At 64.1% G+C, this 17,786-nt stretch carries 15 protein-coding genes; 8 read left to right on the forward strand and 7 right to left on the reverse strand.

The window, feature by feature from the left end:
- Nucleotides 1-5: 5 nt before the first annotated feature.
- Together CQW31_RS05265 and CQW31_RS05270 are read left to right on the forward strand one after the other, a co-directional pair.
- Nucleotides 6-1,424: a DNA polymerase Y family protein gene (locus tag CQW31_RS05265; RefSeq protein ID WP_099813966.1), complete on the forward strand. Its 1,419-nt coding sequence runs from the start codon at nt 6-8 to the stop codon at nt 1,422-1,424.
- On the forward strand, nt 1,421-4,501 hold the full coding sequence (locus CQW31_RS05270) for an error-prone DNA polymerase (protein WP_099813967.1): 3,081 nt from the start codon (nt 1,421-1,423) through the stop codon (nt 4,499-4,501). Before CQW31_RS05265 ends, CQW31_RS05270 begins: the two co-directional genes overlap by 4 nt.
- A 112-nt stretch (nt 4,502-4,613) precedes the next feature.
- On the opposite strand, the gene CQW31_RS05275 is transcribed toward CQW31_RS05270, so the two are convergent.
- Together CQW31_RS05275 and CQW31_RS05280 are read right to left on the reverse strand one after the other, a co-directional pair.
- Nucleotides 4,614-5,435, reverse strand: a complete 822-nt coding sequence (locus CQW31_RS05275) for an aldo/keto reductase (protein ID WP_099813968.1) — start codon at nt 5,433-5,435, stop codon at nt 4,614-4,616.
- Nucleotides 5,423-6,328, reverse strand: a complete 906-nt coding sequence (locus CQW31_RS05280) for a LysR family transcriptional regulator (protein WP_054885321.1) — start codon at nt 6,326-6,328, stop codon at nt 5,423-5,425. The genes CQW31_RS05275 and CQW31_RS05280 overlap by 13 nt, the downstream gene beginning before the upstream one ends.
- Nucleotides 6,329-6,468: 140 nt before the next feature.
- Here CQW31_RS05280 and CQW31_RS05285 point away from each other — a divergent pair, with 140 nt between their 5' ends.
- The 3 genes from CQW31_RS05285 to CQW31_RS05295 all read left to right on the forward strand — a co-directional run bounded on the left by CQW31_RS05285 (nt 6,469) and on the right by CQW31_RS05295 (nt 9,467).
- Nucleotides 6,469-7,167 (forward strand): CoA transferase subunit A, encoded by a 699-nt coding sequence (locus tag CQW31_RS05285; RefSeq protein WP_054885320.1) that lies wholly within the window; start codon nt 6,469-6,471, stop codon nt 7,165-7,167.
- Between the two features lie 35 nt (nt 7,168-7,202).
- Nucleotides 7,203-7,859, forward strand: a complete 657-nt coding sequence (locus CQW31_RS05290; protein WP_027916751.1) for a CoA transferase subunit B — start codon at nt 7,203-7,205, stop codon at nt 7,857-7,859.
- A 189-nt stretch (nt 7,860-8,048) separates the two neighbouring features.
- Nucleotides 8,049-9,467: a short-chain fatty acid transporter gene (locus CQW31_RS05295; protein ID WP_099813969.1), complete on the forward strand. Its 1,419-nt coding sequence runs from the start codon at nt 8,049-8,051 to the stop codon at nt 9,465-9,467.
- 125 nt (nt 9,468-9,592) lie between these two features.
- Here CQW31_RS05295 and CQW31_RS05300 read toward each other — a convergent pair whose 3' ends face one another.
- Together CQW31_RS05300 and CQW31_RS05305 are read right to left on the reverse strand one after the other, a co-directional pair.
- Nucleotides 9,593-10,480 carry a dihydrodipicolinate synthase family protein gene (locus CQW31_RS05300; RefSeq protein ID WP_054885318.1) on the reverse strand — a complete coding sequence of 296 codons (888 nt, stop codon included), beginning with the start codon at nt 10,478-10,480 and terminating at the stop codon, nt 9,593-9,595.
- Nucleotides 10,481-10,513: 33 nt separating this feature from the next.
- Nucleotides 10,514-11,296, reverse strand: coding sequence for an aldolase (locus tag CQW31_RS05305; RefSeq protein ID WP_099813970.1), 783 nt, complete (start codon nt 11,294-11,296; stop codon nt 10,514-10,516).
- A gap of 152 nt (nt 11,297-11,448) precedes the next feature.
- Here CQW31_RS05305 and CQW31_RS05310 point away from each other — a divergent pair, with 152 nt between their 5' ends.
- A complete protein-coding gene (locus CQW31_RS05310; protein ID WP_099813971.1) occupies nt 11,449-11,991 on the forward strand; it encodes a helix-turn-helix domain-containing protein in 543 nt (180 codons plus the stop codon).
- A gap of 10 nt (nt 11,992-12,001) precedes the next feature.
- Complete coding sequence (locus tag CQW31_RS05315) at nt 12,002-12,811, forward strand: AraC family transcriptional regulator (protein ID WP_099813972.1); 810 nt, start codon at nt 12,002-12,004, stop codon at nt 12,809-12,811.
- Nucleotides 12,812-12,881: 70 nt separating this feature from the next.
- Here CQW31_RS05315 and CQW31_RS05320 read toward each other — a convergent pair whose 3' ends face one another.
- Nucleotides 12,882-13,463 carry a LysE family translocator gene (locus CQW31_RS05320; RefSeq protein ID WP_099813973.1) on the reverse strand — a complete coding sequence of 194 codons (582 nt, stop codon included), beginning with the start codon at nt 13,461-13,463 and terminating at the stop codon, nt 12,882-12,884.
- A 258-nt stretch (nt 13,464-13,721) separates the two neighbouring features.
- On the opposite strand from CQW31_RS05320, the gene CQW31_RS05325 reads away from it, so the two are divergent.
- Nucleotides 13,722-15,293, forward strand: a complete 1,572-nt coding sequence (locus CQW31_RS05325) for a TerC family protein (protein ID WP_099813974.1) — start codon at nt 13,722-13,724, stop codon at nt 15,291-15,293.
- Here the strand turns inward: CQW31_RS05325 and rarD are convergent.
- Together rarD and CQW31_RS05335 are read right to left on the reverse strand one after the other, a co-directional pair.
- Nucleotides 15,256-16,143, reverse strand: a complete 888-nt coding sequence (gene rarD / locus CQW31_RS05330) for an EamA family transporter RarD (protein WP_054885312.1) — start codon at nt 16,141-16,143, stop codon at nt 15,256-15,258. The two genes, CQW31_RS05325 and rarD, sit on opposite strands and share 38 nt — an antisense overlap.
- Nucleotides 16,144-16,174: 31 nt before the next feature.
- Nucleotides 16,175-17,761: a cyclic diguanylate phosphodiesterase gene (locus tag CQW31_RS05335; protein ID WP_099813975.1), complete on the reverse strand. Its 1,587-nt coding sequence runs from the start codon at nt 17,759-17,761 to the stop codon at nt 16,175-16,177.
- Nucleotides 17,762-17,786 lie beyond the last annotated feature (25 nt).

The raw sequence follows: 17,786 nt of genomic DNA on the forward strand, positions 1-17,786 counted from the left end.
GCACCATGCTCTGGGCCTGCATCCTCCTGCCCCAGTTGGCGCTGGACTCGATCCTGCGTGAACGGGACGACGCCGATACGCCACTGGTGCTGATCGGCGGCCCTGTGCAGCGTCGCCTGCTGCAAGCCGTCAACCCGGCGGCGGCGGCGCTTGGCCTGCGGGCGGGGCAGACGCTGACGGCAGCGCGGGCCCTGGCCGATGGCTTCCATTGTGTCGAGGCCGACCCGGCCCGGATCGAGCGGTTGCAGCAATTGCTCGCGGCCTGGGCCTACCGGTTCAGTGCCCAGGTCAGTCTGCATTACCCACGCGCCTTGCTGCTTGAAGTCGGCTCCAGCTTGCAGTTGTTCGGCCCATGGCCACTGTTCGAAGCCCGCTTGCGCGAAGAGCTGACTGCCCTGGGCTTGCGCCAGCGCATCGTGCTCGCGACCAACCCGGTCGCGGCTCGGATGCTTGCCAACGGCCATGATGGCTTGGCTTTGACCTGCGCCGAGCAAACCCGGTCGGCACTGGCGCGCATGCCTGTCGACCGGGTGGGGTTGCCAGCGGACGCTGCCCAGGCCTTTGCGCGTATGGGCCTGCGCCAGTTGGGCCAAGTGCTGGCCTTGCCGCGCGAGGCGCTGGCCAGGCGGTTTTGCGCCGATGTGCAGTTGCACCTGGACCGATTGCTTGGGCTGCGTTCCATGGGGCTGGACTTCTATCAGCCGCCAGACCGCTTCGAATCGCGCCTGGAACTCAACTTCGACGTTGAATCACATCAGGCCTTGCTGTTCCCGTTGCGGCGCATGCTCAATGACCTGGCGGCCTTCCTCGCCGGGCGCGACTGCGGTGTGCAGCGCTTCAGCCTGCACCTGGAGCACGTCGAAGGGCCGGACACCCTGCTGCACGTAGGGCTGCTGTCTGCTGAGCGGGATGCCGCCCTGCTGTTCGAACTGGCCCGCGGGCGCCTTGAGCCGCTGCGCATTCCGGCACCGGTGCGCAACCTACGGCTGGTCGCCGATGACCTGCCTGCCTTCGTGCCCCAGCATCAGGCACTGTTCGACCCCCGCGCCAAGCAGGCCCAGCCCTGGGAACAACTGCGCGAACGCCTGCGCGCTCGCCTCGGTGATGAGGCCGTCAACGGGTTGCGTGCCGAGGCTGACCACCGCCCCGAGTGCGCCTGGCAGCAGGCGGAGCAGGGCGCCCAGGGTCACCTGCCGGTGATGCCGGGTAGCCGCCCAGGCTGGTTGCTGCCCACGCCGCAGGCCTTGGATACGGCTGACCACAAGCTGCTGGGCCAGGCCGAACGGATCGAGTCAGGTTGGTGGGACGGTGGCGACGTGCGCCGTGACTACTACCGCATCGAAACCCGTGATGGCCTGCGTGGCTGGGCCTATCGCGACCTGGCTCAACCCGGCCCGCTGTGGCTGCAGGGCTGGTTCGCATGAGTGCTCCGGGCTACGCCGAGTTGCATTGCCTGTCCAACTTCAGTTTTCAGCGCGGTGCATCCAGCGCCGAAGAGCTGTTCCGCCGTGCCCGCGAGCAGGGTTACCAGGCGCTGGCGATCACCGACGAGTGCACCCTGGCCGGTATCGTACGCGCCTGGCAAGCAGCCAAAGACCAGCAGATGCGCCTGATCGTCGGCAGCGAAGTGCGCCTGCAGGATGGCCCCAAACTGGTGTTGCTGGCGCAGAACCTCACGGGCTACCAGAACCTCTGTGCCTTGATCACCCGTGCCCGACGGCGGGCCGAAAAGGGTGACTACCAATTGCTCGCTGACGATCTTGAGCCACATCACGAAGGGTTGCTGGCGCTGTGGATCGCCGATGATGCCGACGATCAGGCGACGGGCAGATGGCTGTGCGAGATGTTCGCCGAGCGCCTGTGGCTGGGCGTGCACCTGCACCGGGGCAGCGATGATGCCCGGCGCCTGGCCCGCTTGCGCGAACGGGCGGCGCAGCTGGGTGTCCGCGCTGTGGCCTGTGGTGACGTGCATATGCACGTGCGGGGCCGGCGCGCCCTGCAGGACTGCATGACCGCGATTCGCCATCACTGCAACGTGGCCGAGGCCGGGCGCCACCTGTTCGCCAATGGCGAGCGTCACCTGCGTTCGCTGGAGCAACTGGGTGAGCTGTACCCGGCAGATCTGCTGGCCGAGAGCCTGACCATCGCCGAACGTTGCCAGTTCGACCTGGCCGAACTGCGCTACCAGTACCCACGCGAACTGGTGCCCGAGGGCCAGACACCCGCCAGCTGGCTGCGCGCATTGTGCGAGCGGGGCTTGCCGCAGCGCTGGCCGTCAGGGCCGAGCAGCAAGGTCCGTGCGGTGCTGGACAAGGAACTGACGCTGATCGAGGAACTGGGCTACGAAAGCTATTTCCTGACCGTGCACGACATCGTCGCCTTTGCCCGCAGCCAGCATATTCTCTGCCAGGGCCGTGGCTCGGCAGCCAACTCGGTGGTGTGCTTCGTATTGGGCATCACCGAGCTTGACCCGATGGAGCATCGGCTGTTGTTCGAGCGCTTCTTGTCGCGCGAGCGCAACGAGCCACCCGATATCGACGTGGACTTCGAACATGACCGGCGCGAAGAGGTGATCCAGTACGTGTTCCGCCGTTACGGCCGGCATCGCGCTGCGCTGACCGCGGTGGTCAATACCTACCATGCTGCCGGTGCTGTTCGCGATGTGGCCAGGGTGCTGGGCCTGCCGGCCGACCAGGTGGATGCCCTGGCCAAGTGCTGCGGCCGCTGGAGCGACCGTATCCCGGACGAGCAACGGCTGGCCGAGGCCGGTTTCGAGCCCGGCAGCCCTTCGCTGCGGCGCATTCTGGTGCTGGCCGGTGAACTGATCGGCTTTCCACGCCACCTGTCCCAGCACCCCGGTGGCTTCGTCATTTCCGAACAGCCGCTGGCCCACCTGGTGCCGGTGGAGAACGCCGCAATGGCCGAGCGCACGGTGATCCAGTGGGACAAGGACGACCTGGACATGGTCGGTCTGCTCAAGGTCGATGTCCTGGCGTTGGGCATGCTCAGCGCCTTGCGCCGCTGTTTCGACCTGCTGCAGCGGCATCGGAGTCGGCAGCTGACCCTGGCGACCATCCCCGGCGAAGACCCGGCGACCTATGCGATGATCAGCCGCGCCGAAACCATGGGCGTGTTCCAGATCGAGTCACGGGCACAGATGGCCATGCTGCCGCGGCTCAAGCCCGAGACCTTCTATGACCTGGTGATCGAGGTCGCCATCGTGCGCCCCGGGCCAATCCAGGGTGACATGGTTCACCCTTACCTGCGTCGGCGCCTCAAGCAGGAGCCGGTGACCTACCCCTCGGCAAAGCTCAAGGAAGTCTTCGAGCGCACCCTGGGCGTGCCGTTGTTTCAGGAGCAGGTGATGGAGCTGGCCATGGTCGCTGCCGACTACAGCCCCGGCGAGGCCGACCAGCTGCGCCGCAGCATGGCGGCCTGGAAGCGCCATGGCGGGCTCGAGCCCCATCGCCAGCGGCTGGTGGAGGGCATGCTGCGCAACGGCTACGACCTGGCGTTCGCCGAGCGCATCTTCGAACAGATCAAAGGCTTTGGCAGTTACGGCTTCCCTGAATCGCACGCGGCCAGCTTCGCCTTGCTGTGCTATGCCAGCAGCTGGCTCAAGTGCCATGAACCGGCGATCTTCACCTGTGCCCTGGTCAACAGTTGGCCGATGGGATTCTACAGCCCGGATCAGCTGCTGCAGGAGGCGCGGCGACAAGGCATCGAAGTACGTCCGGTGGATGTGTTCCATAGCGAATGGGACTGCACGCTGGAGCCCGATCAGCACGGGGTCCTGGCCATTCGCCTTGGGCTGCGACAGATCCGTGGTTTCAGCGAGTCGGATGCTCGCCGGCTGGAGCAGGCGAGGGCGCAACGCCCCTGGCGGGATGTCGAAGACGTGTGCCTGCGCGCAGGTCTCGACAGCCGTGCCCGCGCCCGGCTGGCCGATGCGGGGGCACTACGAGCCCTGGCCCGCGACCGTCACCAGGCGCGCTGGCAGGTGGCGGCGGTGCAGGCGCAGTTGCCGCTGTTCGCCGAGGTGCAGGCAGTGCCGGAAGCACAGGTAGTATTGCCCGCACCCACGGTCGGCGAAGACCTGGTTGCTGACTACACCACCTTGGGCACCACCTTGGGCCCGCACCCGCTCAGGCTTTTGCGCTCACGGCTGCGGGCGTTGGGCTGTCGCAGTTGCGGCGAGCTGGCGGGGCTTGAGCATGGCGATGCGATTGCCGTGGCCGGGCTGGTGGTGGGGCGGCAGCGGCCGCAGACCGCCAGCGGGGTGACATTCGTTACGCTGGAGGATGAGTTCGGCATGGTCAACGTGGTGGTCTGGCGTGACCTGGCCGAGCGGCAGCGGCGGGCGCTGGTGGGGTCGCAGTTGCTCAAGGTGAGCGGGCGGCTGGAGCAGGACAACGGGGTGCGGCATTTGATCGCCCGGCGGCTGGAGGACATCAGCCCCTTGTTGCAGGGGCTGGATGTAAAGAGCCGAGATTTTCACTGACTTCACTGGCCTCTTCGCGGGTGAACCCGCTCCCACAGGGTCAGCACAGTTTTCGAAGCCGGCGCCGTACCTGTGGGAGCGGTTTTACCCGCGAAGAAACCAACCCGGTCTGTCAGACCATCGCCAGATGCTGCTTGCGCGTCGGTGCCGGAAACGCCCGGTCCATCGCCCGCAGGTCTTCAAGGGTCAGGGTCAACGCCCCGGCAGCCGCATTCAACCGCACATGCTCGGCAGATACAGCCTTGGGAATGGCAATCACGTCATTCTCCCGCGTCACCCAGGCCAGGCTGACCTGCGCCGGCGTTGCGCCATGGCGCTCGGCGATTTCGCTCAGCACCGGGTGCTGCAACAGCCGCCCGGCCTGGGCCAGCGGGCAATAGGCCATGGTCGGCAAGCCGCGCTGGCGGCTCCAGGGCAACAGGTCGAACTCGATGCCCCGCTGCGCCGGGTTGTACAACACCTGATTGGTGGCGCAATCCGGGTTGTGCAGTTCGCGCAGGTCGTCGACATCGAAGTTGGACACCCCCCAGCGGCCGATCTTGCCTTGCTCGCGCAAGCGCTCGAAGGCCTCGACCGTTTCCTCCAGCGGATACTGGCCGCGCCAGTGCAGTAGATAAAGGTCGATCATTTCGCTGCCCAGGCGCTTCAGGCTGCGCTCGCAGGCTTCAGCCACACCGCGGCGGCTGGCGTTGTGCGGATAGACCTTGCTGACCAGAAACACCTGGTCACGGCGCCCGGCGATGGCTTGGCCGACCACGGCTTCGGCGCCGCCCTCGGCATACATCTCGGCGGTGTCGATCAGGGTCAGGCCCTGTTCGATGCCTTGTTGCAAGGCCGCCACTTCGGCGGCCCTGTGCGACGGGTCTTCGCCCATGTACCAGGTGCCCTGGCCAATGGCCGGCACGCTGCAACCTGCCAGTTTCACGTAACGCATGTCACCTCCGGAGTCTGGGTATGGGAAAGCAATACGTCGAGCAGCGCCTGGGCTGCAGTGGAAAGCTTGTGGTCGGCCAGGGCGATCACGCTGATGCGCCGTTCCACCGTGGGTTCTACCAGCGTCACGCAACGTGCGCCGAGTTCCTGCATCTGGTTGATGCACAGCGCAGGCACAGCGCTCACGCCAAGGCCACTGGCAACCATGCGGCCGATGGTCGAAAGCTGATGGCTTTCAAAGGCCACCGCCAGCTTGCCGTGGCGCGCCGCGACATTCTGCTCCAGCAGCAGACGCACTGCCGACGGGCGTTGCAAGGCAATGAAGTCTTCGGCCAGCAACTGCGCCCAGGTGACCTCGGACTGCAAAGCCAGTGGCGAGTCTGCCGGCACCACGGCGACGAAGCGGTCCATGTATAGCGGGTGGAAATTCAGGCCTTCGCTGTTATCCGGCTCGAAACCGATGCCCAGTTCGACGCGGCGATGGCGCACCAGTTCCAGCACTTGTTCGTTGATCACGTCGTGCACCGTGACGTTGACCTTGGGATAACGCTGGCGGAACACCTTGAGCGATTGCGGCAGCAGGTTGCCGGCAAAGGCTGGCATCGCCGCCACCGAGACGCGGCCAAGCTGCAGGGTGAAGCGCTGGCGCAGCATCTCTTCGGTGTCGTCCCAGTCGGCCAGCAGGCGCCGGGCCAGCGGCAGCAGCACCTCGCCCTCGGCAGTCAGGCTGACGCTGCGGGTGGTGCGGGTGAGCAGGGCGCCGCCGAGGTTGTCTTCCAGCGCCTTGATGGTCAGGCTCAGGGCCGGTTGCGACACATGCAAGTGTTCACCGGCCTGGGCGAAGCTCTGGTACTTGGCTACGGTGACGAAGGCACGCAGTTGCTTGACGTTCATGACAGTCTCGAGCGCTGTTTTGGAAAAGTTATCAATCGATGATGAAAACAAAATTAACAAATCAGTCGCCAGCGGTGAAGATGGCTTCACACGCTCACCGACAGCCTCGTCGGTTCAACAACTACAAAAGGCGGATCAGCATGGCCGGACTGGACAAGCGCGTAGCAACCTATGAAGAGGCCCTGGCAGGCCTGACCGACAACATGACGGTACTGGCCGGCGGCTTCGGCCTGTGCGGCATCCCCGAAAACCTGATTGCCGAAATCAAGCGCCTTGGCGTCAAGGGCCTGACCGTGGTCTCCAACAACTGCGGTGTCGACGGCTTCGGCCTGGGCGTTCTGCTGGAAGACCGGCAGATCCGCAAAATGATTGCCTCCTACGTTGGCGAGAACGCCGAATTCGAACGCCAGCTGCTCAGTGGCGAGCTGGAAGTCGAACTGACCCCGCAAGGCACCCTGGCCGAGAAAATGCGCGCCGGCGGTGCAGGCATCCCGGCCTTCTTTACCGCGACCGGTTACGGCACCCCGGTTGCCGACGGCAAGGAAGTGCGCGAGTTCAAGGGCCGCAAGTACATCCTCGAAGAGTCCATCACCGGCGACTTCGCCATCGTCAAGGGCTGGAAGGCCGACCACTACGGCAACGTGGTGTACCGCAACACCGCGCAGAACTTCAACCCGCTGGCGGCCACCGCTGGCAAGATCACCGTGGTCGAAGTGGAAGAAATCGTCGAGCCGGGCGTGCTGCTGCCCAGCGAAATCCATACCCCGGGCATCTATGTCGACCGGGTGATCGTCGGCACCTTCGAAAAACGCATCGAAAAGCGCACCGTCAAGGCCTGAGCGCCGTCCATCAGAACAACAAAGAGATCCTGACCATGGCACTGACCCGCGAACAGATGGCGCAACGCGTCGCCCGTGAACTGAAGGACGGCTACTACGTCAACCTCGGCATCGGCATCCCGACCCTGGTGGCCAACTATGTACCGGCCGACATGGACGTGATGTTGCAGTCCGAAAACGGCTTGCTCGGCATGGGCGAATTCCCCACCGAAAGCACCCTCGATGCCGACATGATCAACGCCGGCAAGCAGACTGTCACCGCCCGACGTGGCGCGTCGATCTTCGACTCGGCGCAATCGTTCGCCATGATCCGTGGCGGCCACGTCGACCTGACTGTACTGGGCGCTTTCGAAGTGGATGTGGAAGGCAACATCGCCTCGTGGATGATCCCTGGCAAACTGGTCAAGGGCATGGGCGGCGCCATGGACCTGGTCGCCGGTGCCGAGAACATCATCGTCACCATGACCCACGCCTCCAAGGATGGCGAGTCCAAGCTGCTGCCGCGTTGCAGCCTGCCGCTGACCGGTGCCGGCTGCATCCGCAAGGTCCTGACCGACCTGGCCTACCTGGAGATCGAAGACGGCGCCTTCATCCTGCGTGAGACCGCGCCGGGGGTGAGCGTCGAGGAGATCATCGAGAAAACCGCCGGCAAGCTGATCGTGCCGGATGATGTAAAGGAAATGACCTTCTAAAGCATCACACTGTCCCCCCTGTGGGAGCGGCCTTGCGTCGCGAATGGGCTGCAAAGCAGCCCCGCGATTTCAGCACCGATGCTGAGATCGCGGGACCGCTTCGCGATCCTTTCGCGACGCAAGGCCGCTCCCACAGGGGTTTTGTGTTTTTACTGATGTATCCGATAAGACCAATAAAAGGAAGTAACCGTGGCCGCTGAAATCCAAGACAGCCGCTCCGCCCGCTTTGCCCTGCGTTGTTCCAACTGGGCCGAACGCTGGTTCCCCGACTCCTGGGTATTCGCCGCCCTCGCCGTGTTGCTGGTGTGCATCGGCGCCCTGGCCATGGGCGCCAAGCCGACCGACACTGCCAAAGCGTTCGGCGATGGCTTCTGGAGCCTGATCCCGTTCACCATGCAAATGGCTTTCGTGGTCATCGGCGGCTACGTGGTGGCCAGCTCGCCACCGGCGGCCCGGCTGATCGACCGGCTGGCGCGCATCCCCGGCAATGGCCGGTCGGCGGTGTGCTGGGTTGCGCTGATCTCGATGCTGGCCTCGCTGCTCAACTGGGGGCTGTCGCTGGTGTTTGGCGGCCTGCTGGTCCGTGCCTTGGCCCGTCGTACCGAGCTGAAGATGGACTATCGCGCCGCAGGTGCTGCCGCCTACCTGGGCCTGGGCGCTGTCTGGGCGCTGGGCCTTTCGTCTTCGGCCGCGCAGTTGCAGGCCAACCCGGCGAGCCTGCCGCCATCGATCCTGTCGATCACGGGCGTGATCCCGTTCACCGAGACCATTTTTCTCTGGCAGTCTGGCGTGATGCTGGCAGCCCTGGTGATCGTCTCGCTGGTGATCGCCTATGCCACGGCGCCTGGCCCGAACAGTGCGCGTAGCGCCGAAGCCTGTGGCGTCGACCCCAGCTTTACCGCGCCAGCGCCAGCCAGGCGTACCCGCCCCGGTGAATGGCTGGAGCACAGTCCGATCCTGATACTGATGCTGGTGGCCCTGGCCGCTGGCTGGCTGTATCAGGAGTTCGCCACCAAGCCGGCGATAACGGCGATTTCCGGGCTGAACACCTATAACCTGCTGTTCATCATGCTCGGTGCCTTGCTCCACTGGCGACCGCGCAGCTTCCTCGATGCCGTGGCCCGCGCCGTGCCGACCACCACCGGGGTGCTGATCCAGTTCCCCCTGTACGGCTCGATCGCAGCGATCCTGACCCAGGTCAAGGGGGTGGATGAACAGACCCTGGCCCACCACATTTCGCTGTTCTTCACCCAGATCGCCACCCATGACACCTACGCGCTGCTGATGGGCGTTTACTCTGCCGTGCTGGGGTTCTTCATCCCGTCAGGGGGAGGCAAGTGGATCATCGAAGCGCCTTACGTGATGCTGGTGGCCAACGACCTGCAGTACCACCTGGGCTGGGCGGTGCAGATCTACAACGCTGCCGAGGCGTTGCCGAACCTGATCAACCCGTTCTACATGCTGCCGCTGCTGGGCGTGCTGGGGCTCAAGGCGCGTGATCTGATAGGCTTCTCGTTCGTGCAGTTGCTGGTGCATGTGCCGTTGGTGCTGGTGTTGCTCTGGGCCTTGGGCACTACCTTGCAATACGTGCCCCCGGTGATGCCTTGAACTAGTTGTACTGCCTGCACCGGCCCTTCGCGGGTGAACCCGCTCCCACAGGTACTGCACCGCCCTTGAAGCTTGTCAGGATCCTGTGGGAGCGGGTTTACCCGCGAAGAGGCCGGTGCAGGTTTTCAATCAGCCAGCTTTGCCAACAATGCTGCCAAGGTCGCTTTCCCTGGCGCGTCCAGACCGAAAACGGGTCGCCGCGGTTCGCCCACTGACAGGCCGGTCATTTCTAGCCCGGCCTTGATGGTTGCCGGCAACCCGCCTTTGAGAATGAAATCCAGCAAGGGCAGCTGCCGATAGAACAGCGCCCTGGCCTGCGCCAGGTCTCCCTTCAGCACTGCCTGATACAAACCTTGGTTCAGTGCCGGAATCAGGTTCGGCGCTGCCGTGCACCAGCCCTTTGCCCCGGCCACGAACGCTTCCAGCGCCAGCGGGTTGCAGCCGTTGTAGAACGGCACCTGGCCTTCACCCAGCAAATGCAGCTTGTGCATGCGCTGGATGTCGCCGGTGCTTTCCTTGACCATGGTCACGTTGGCCACTTCGCGGACGATGCGCAGGATCAGCTCCACCGACATGTCGGTGCCGCTGGTGGCCGGGTTGTTGTAGAGCATGATCGGGATATCGATGGCCTCACCGATGGCGCGGTAGTGCTGGAGGATCTCGGCTTCGCTGAGTTTCCAGTAGGCGGCCGGCAGTACCATCACCGCGTCGGCGCCCTGGGCCTGGGCAAAACGGGCGCGTCGCACGGCACCGGCGGTAGTCAGGTCGGACACGCTGACGATGCTGGGCACCCGTTTGTCGATCTGCGCAAGGCTGTACTCGGCCACCTGCTGCCATTCGCTGTCGCTGAGATAGGCCCCTTCGCCGGTGCTGCCCAAGGGCGCGATGGCCTGCACGCCGCCGTCGATCAGGCGTTCGATGGACTGGCGCAACGCGGGCAGGTCGAGCTGTTCGCCACCAGCGCTGAAGGGGGTGATGGTGTAGCCGATGATGCCGTGGATTTCAGTGGTCATTTTAAAAGGCTCCGCAAGCAAGGCATTCAGGGTTCAGTTCAGGCAGTCGGCGTGGGTGCGCAGGCACTGCCGGGCAAAGTAGTTGAAGGCAGCGGCATGGCGCTTGGGCCGGTCGATCCAGTCGTGGGCTTCACGGCCCAGTGCCGGGTCGATGGGCTTGAGGGTGCCAGCCGACATCGCCAGCAGTTGCAGGCGTGCGGCGCGCTCGATCAACTGGGCGTACACGCAGGCCTGCTCGATGCTGATGCCGGTGGACAGCTGGCCATGGTGCGAGAGCAGAATGGCGCGCTTGTCCCCCAGTGCGGCACTGATGATCTCGCCTTCCTCGTTGCCCACCGGCACGCCAGGCCAGGCTTCAAGGAAGGCACAGTCGTCGTACAGCGGGCACAGGTCCATATGCGAGACCTGCAGCGGGACTTCCAGCATCGACAGGGCGGCAACGTGGGTCGGGTGGGTATGGATGATGCAGTTCACATCCGGCCGGGTGCGGTACACCCAGCTGTGGAAGCGATTGGCCGGGTTGGGCATGCCCTGGCCTTCGAGCACGTCGAGGTCCTCGTTGACCAGCAACAGGTTGCTGGCGCTGATTTCATCGAAACCCAGGCCCAGCTGCTGGGTGTAGAAAGTCCCGGGTTGCGGGCCGCGGGCGCTGATCTGCCCGGCCAGGCCGGAGTCGTGGCCATGATCGAACAGAATTCGGCAGGTCAGGGCCAGCTTTTCTCGTACAGTCCACGTATTATCGGCAAGCGAGCCTTGCATCTGCGTCAGCGCCTGCTGGACCAGTTGGTCCTTGCTGAGTGTCAGGGTCTTGGCCATGGGGTTTTCCTCTGTGGCGTGATGAGCGATGTCAGCGCTGGCCGGTTCCGAAGCTTTGGTCGGTCGAGGAATCTGTCGGTGCGTGACACAAATAATCCTATATGACACAAAGTGTCATAAGCAAGCCTGTGGACCCGGGAAAATCGCGTCGCATGTCTAACCGATTGAAAGTATTGAGAAAAAAACTTGGTGTCACGCTTGAGGCGCTGGCCGAGAAGTCCGGCATGACCAAGAGCTACCTGTCCAAGGTGGAGCGTGGCCTGAATACGCCGTCCATCGCTGCTGCGCTGAAGCTGGGGCGGGCGCTGAATGTCAACGTCGAAGATTTGTTCGCCGAGGAGCAGGCCGCCCAGAGCCGCTATAGCCTGGTACGCCAGGGCGAGCGTCAGCCGCTGGTGGGCGATGGCCATGGGCCGGGCTACGCAGCCTTGACCCGGCAGTTCGGGCAGCACAGCCTGTTGCCGTTCCTGATCAAGCCGCCGACCGAGTTCAGCGACCCGACCTTCAAAGAGCATGACGGTGAGGAGTTCTTGTTCGTCCACGCCGGCCAGGTGGAGGTCGACTTCATCAATGAGCGGGTGTTGCTGGAGCAGGGCGATGCACTGCACTTCAATGCCCAGACACCGCACCGCTTGCGCTCGGTCGGCGCGCAGCCGGCGCAGCTGCTGGTAGTGGTGCAGCACGGCGGCGAATGAGGGCCGGGCGATGATCGAGGTGTCGCGGTTCTGGCGGGATCCGGCATTGCCCTTCGTCGAAGCCCGGCGCGTGGGGGATGGGCGCAAGGTCTGTTATGCCGCGCATTCCCATGAGAGCTTTTCCATCGGCGTGATCACTGGCGGGCGCAGTACCTACCTGAGCGGCGCCAGTCAGGTCGAGGTAATGGCCGGTACCACGGTATTGATGAACCCGGGTGTGGTGCACACCTGCAACCCGATCGCCGGCCAGCCCTGGTCGTACCTGATGCTGTTCGTCGACATGCCGTGGTTGCTGGCTCGGGGCTTCGTCCTGCCTGCGCAGACGTTCAGCGCCTCTGCTGGGTTGTACAGCCGGCTGCTGCAATTGTTTGCCGACCTGTTCGACGCCGAGTTGAATGATCGAGAAGCACGGCTGGCCGCTTTTTTTGCCGATCTTCCCGGCTATTTGCACCCCAATGCGCACAAGCTGCCAAGCGAACATCCGCAATTGGATGCTGCTGCGGCATTCATTCGTGCGCACCGGAGCGACCCGCTTGGCCTGGCAGATATCTGCGCGGCGTGCGGCCTGTCCCGGTCCTATCTGATCCGTGCGTTCCGCCAGCGCTTCAGCCTGACCCCTCACGGTTATTTGCTGGATCAGCGGGTGCAGCATGCGCGGGCGCAACTGCGCAAGGGCAGGGCGATCGCCGACGTGGCACTGGAGGCAGGTTTTGCCGACCAGGCGCATCTTCAGAGGGCGTTCAAACAGCACCTGGCGGCGACACCCGGGCATTACCGAGATGCAGTGCCGGCCTCTTCGCGGCTAAAGCCACAGGCATAGCGCCAGCTTCAGATCCGGCGCGGTCCCTGTGGGAGCGGCTTTAGCCGCGAATAGGCCGGCACTGGCGACATCAAACCAGCAGATAAACCGCACTCCCCACCAGTAACACCGCCAGCCCCCGATTCAGCAACCGTAGATACCGCGGCTCCCGCAGGTACTGGCGGATCACACTCCCGGCCCAGGCCCAGCAGGCGACCGAGACGAAACAGATCGGCCCATAGATCCAGTTGAACAACCACAACAGATGCTGTTCGCCACCGGTGTAGGCGCCCACACCCGCCACCGCAGCCAGCCAGGCCTTGGGGTTGAGCCATTGCATCGCTGCGCCATGCCAGGCCGAGGGAGCACGTGGCTGATCCGAGCCACCCAGCTGACCATCATCGCTGGCCAGCTTCCAGGCCATGTACAGCAGAAACGCCACGCCACCCCAGTGCAGCGCCAGCTCCAGGTGCGGCCAGCGCAACAGCAGTTCATGCAACCCCAGGCCGACCAGCACCAGCAACAGGCAGAAGCCCAGCGTCGCGCCTGTTACATGCCACATACTCGCTCGCAAGCCATGGCGGGCACCGCTGCCAAGGGCGACGACATTGACCGGCCCGGGCGAGATCGAAGCGGCGAGGGCGAATGCGGCCATGGAAAGGGACAGGCTCATTTCCGTAACTCCGTGGATTGATGAATGCCGCCATCCTCTAGCCTTGCGCAGCGGTGGTATTGAATAAAAGTCCCCTGAAAGCTGGTTACAGGTTTTGTAATAGTTTCGCGCTATCAGAAAAATCTGCTGTGCTTGTAGCATCGTCTTTCCTTTTTCAATCAAGGCCTATATGAGCACCTTCGCGGAACCCCCCAGTCCCTGGCCGTCCCGGCCATCCCCCCTTCGTCTGCGTGACGCCTTCTTCGTGAGTACCCGCTAATGGAATGGCTAGCTGATCCTACGGCCTGGCTAGGCCTGTTGACGCTTATCGTCCTCGAGCTGGTGCTGGGTATCGACAACCTGGTGTTCATCGCCATCCTCGCCGACAAGCTGCCACCGCATCAGCGCGACCGCGCGCGGGTCATCGGCCTTAGCCTGGCGCTGATCATGCGTTTGGGCCTGTTGGCCAGTATCTCGTGGATGGTCACCCTGACCGCACCGCTGTTCGAAGTGTTCGGCAAAAGCTTCTCTGGCCGTGACCTGATCATGCTGTTCGGCGGTGTGTTCCTGCTGTTCAAGGCGACCATGGAATTGCACGAACGCCTGGAAGGGCATGCCACCCAGGCTACGGGAGCCGTGCGTCATGCCTTGTTCTGGTCGATCGTGGCGCAGATCGTCGTGCTCGACGCGGTGTTCTCGCTGGACGCGGTGATCACGGCCGTTGGCATGGTCGAAGAATTGTCGGTGATGATGATCGCAGTGATCTTCTCGATCGGCATCATGATCGTCGCCAGCAAACCATTGACCCGTTTCGTCAACGCGCACCCGACGGTGATCATGCTGTGTCTGGGCTTCCTGATGATGATCGGTTTCAGCCTCACCGCCGAAGGCCTGGGCTTCCATATCCCGAAAGGCTACCTGTACGCGGCCATTGGCTTCTCGATTCTCATCGAGCTGTTCAACCAGTTGGCCCGTGCCCGCCGCAAGCGCAGCCTGCAGCAGCACCGGCCACTGCGTGAGCGTACCGCGCATGCGGTGCTGCGCCTGCTGGGTGGCCGCCGGGTCGAGGCTGACGAGGTGGGCGAAGAAATCGCCGACCTGGTCGAAGGGGGCGAAGAGCAGGTGCTGTTCGACCGCCGTGAGCGGGTGATGATCAGCGGCGTGCTGAACCTGGCCGAGCGGCCGATCCGCACGGTGATGACCGCGCGCGCCGAAGTCGATGTGATCGACCTGGCGCAACCCGCGCATGCCATCACCGAGGCGCTGGCCAACTCGCCGTACTCGCGCCTGCCGCTGATTCGCAACGGCCATATCGAGGAACCGCTGGGCTTCGTGCACAAGAAGGAGCTGCTCAAGGAGCTGCTGACCGGCAGTCAGCCGGACCTGGAGCGCATGGCCCGGGCGCCGTTGAACCTGCTGGAGAGTTTCAGCATCCTCAACGCCCTCGAGCAAATGCGTAGCCAGTCAACGCACATTGCCTTCGTGATCAACGAGTTCGGCGATTTCACTGGTCTGCTGACCATGACCGACATCCTCGAGTCGATCGCCGGTGAGTTGCCGGATGCCAGCGAGGTGGAAGGCCCGGCGATCATCGAGGAAGATGGCAGCTTTGTCGTCAGTGGTGCCCTGAACCTGAGCCAGGTCCAGGCGCGCACAGGCTTCAGCGCCCGCGCCACCGAGGACTACCAGACCCTGGCAGGACTGGTGATGAGCTTGCTGGACCGCCTGCCGGTGGTGGGTGACCAGTTGGCCTGGAACGGTTGGCGCATGATTGTGGTGGCGGTGGAGGAGCGCCGGGTACGCCAGGTGCGCCTTACACCGAGCGCCGACGCTGACGCATCAGGTGCTTGAAGCCTTCAAGCACCAGCACCAGCACCGCGGCCCAGATCGGCAGGTAGGTCAGCCACTGATCCGGGCCGATGGTTTCGCCCAGTAGCAGGGCGACGCCCACCAGCAACACCGGCTCGACGTAGCTGAGCAGGCCGAACAGGCTGAACGGCAACAGGCGGCTGGCCAGCACGTAGGCGATCAGTGCGCAGGCGCTGATCGCCCCTAGCAGTGGAATCAGAGCATACAGGCCTGGGTGCTGGTGCAGATCGGCCGTCGTCAACGGCCCCTGGGTGACGAAATACAGCGCCCAGGGCAGCAACAGGCACATGTCGCACCACAGGCCACCCAGGTGGTCGGTGCGGCAGCGTCGCCGCAAGACGAAGTAGATCGGGTAGCCGATCGTCACCAACAAGGTTTCCCAGGCGAAGCTGCCATTCTGGTACAACTCGTGCCCGACACCCAGCGCGGCGCAGCCGACCGCCACTTGTTGCAGGCGTGACAAGCGCTCGCCATACACCAGGCGCCCGGTCAGCACCATTGCCAGCGGCAGCAGGAAATAGCCCATCGACACTTCCAGGCTACGCCCGTGCAACGGCGCCCAGAGGAACAGCCACAGCTGCACCCCCATCAACCACGAGGTACCGACCATGCCCAGCAGCAGGGTCGGCGTCCGGCGCACGCGGGCGAGCAGTTCACCGACGCGCTTCCAGTCTTTGCTGGCCAACATGAACAGGGTGAGGCAGGGCAGGGTCAACAGCGTGCGCCAGCCAAAGATCTCTTCGCCGTCGAGCGGCGACAGCAAGGAGGTATAGAAATACATCACGGCGAACAGACAGGACGCCATGACCGACGAAATAATGCCTTTTGACACGAATGCCTCGGATAGGGAGTGAGCGGGTGGATCAGCCGCGCATGATCTCAGGGGCCGCGTCTTGCGGCAACCGCGCAGCCGCCGGGTGGGTAGCGAGTGCCTTGAGGAAGTCGGCCGCCGGCATCGGCCGGGCAAACAGATAGCCTTGCTGGAAGTCCACCCCGCTGCGTGCCAGGTAGTCACGCTGCACGTCGGTTTCCACCCCTTCGGCAACGATGCCCAGGCCCAGCTTGGCGGACAGTTCGATGATGCTGTCCAGTATGTGTTGCGACAGCGCGTCACCACCGATCATGGCCACGAAACTCTGGTCGATCTTCAGGTAATCGACCTTGAACTGGCGCAGGTAATTGAGGCTCGACTGGCCGGTGCCGAAGTCATCCAGGGCGATCATCACCCCCATGTCATGCAGTTTGGTGAACAGTTCGAGGGCTACCGGTGTGGCTTCAAGCAGCTTGCGCTCGGTCAGCTCCAGGGTCAGCCGGACTCGCCCTGGGGGAAAATGCTGGAGGAAGGTGCGGCAGTCGTCGAGCAGGCTCAGGTCGCGGCAGTGATCGGCGGTAATGTTGATGCCGATGTGGAAACCGTCCTCCAACAGCGCGGTGTAGGGGGCAAGACTTTGCGCAGTGTGCAGCATGAGGGCACGGGTCATGGCGACGATCTGGCCGCTGTGTTCGGCATAGGGGATGAACAGGTCCGGACGCACCAGGCCCTCACGGGGATGGTTCCAGCGCATCAGCACTTCAGCTCCGGCCCAGCGGTAGTCGCCCTTGCGCACCACGGGTTGGAAGTACGGCAGAAACTCGTCCGCCTCCAGCGCCCGGCGCAGCTCGGCACGCGGCGAGCTGGCCCGGCGAATCTGCCAGCGGCAGGCGCAACCGGCCACCACGCCGAGTACCAGCAGCAGGCTGAGCAGGGCGGGGTAGTGGCTGCGTAGCACTTCACCTTGTTTGCCGGCTTCGTAGCCGCCGTGCACGCTGAACGGGTAGCGGGTCGAGCCCAGCGTCACATCGGCGGCGGCGGCTGCCGGTGGCACGCCTTCATGCACTACGCCGTCCTTGCCCATCCAGGCCTTGCCGACACGGATCTGCAGGGTTTCCTCCGGGCCAATCAGGCGCAAGGCTGTGAGCAGATGGTCGCCATCGACGGTGGTGATCGCGCCGCGGTCGCCATCGCTGGCGCGATAGACCAGCAGGGGATGGCCAGGCGTTACCGAATTGCCATCCATCAGCCATAGCCGGCCATCGGTGTAGTCATTGGTCTCGACCTGTTCGTCGAAATCGCCGAACAGCGAACTGCAGTACAGGTTATGGTGCTGGAACAGGTTGGTCGAACGCACGAAGGCATTGCGCGTGACCTGGCTGCGCAAGGCCAGCTGTGCATCTGCGCAGGGGGTGCCGGCCAGTGGCAGCAGGGTCAGCGCGGCATTGGCCAGGTTGTCCAGAATATGGTCGACATGTTCGATCAGCTGGCGTGTCGTCGCCTCGCTGCTGGCGCGCAATTCGCGCTCGATCTGCCAGTTCATTACCGCCAGGCCGCAGGCAAGCGGCACCACGCTGACGATCCAGGGCAGCAGCGTGCGCCAGCTCCAGCGAGCGGGGCGTTTGGCGGTGAGCGGCATGCTGGGGGATCTTCCTGATGATGGA

It is taken from the genome of Pseudomonas sp. 382 (assembly GCF_002759075.1).
GTDB lineage: Bacteria > Pseudomonadota > Gammaproteobacteria > Pseudomonadales > Pseudomonadaceae > Aquipseudomonas > Aquipseudomonas vlassakiae.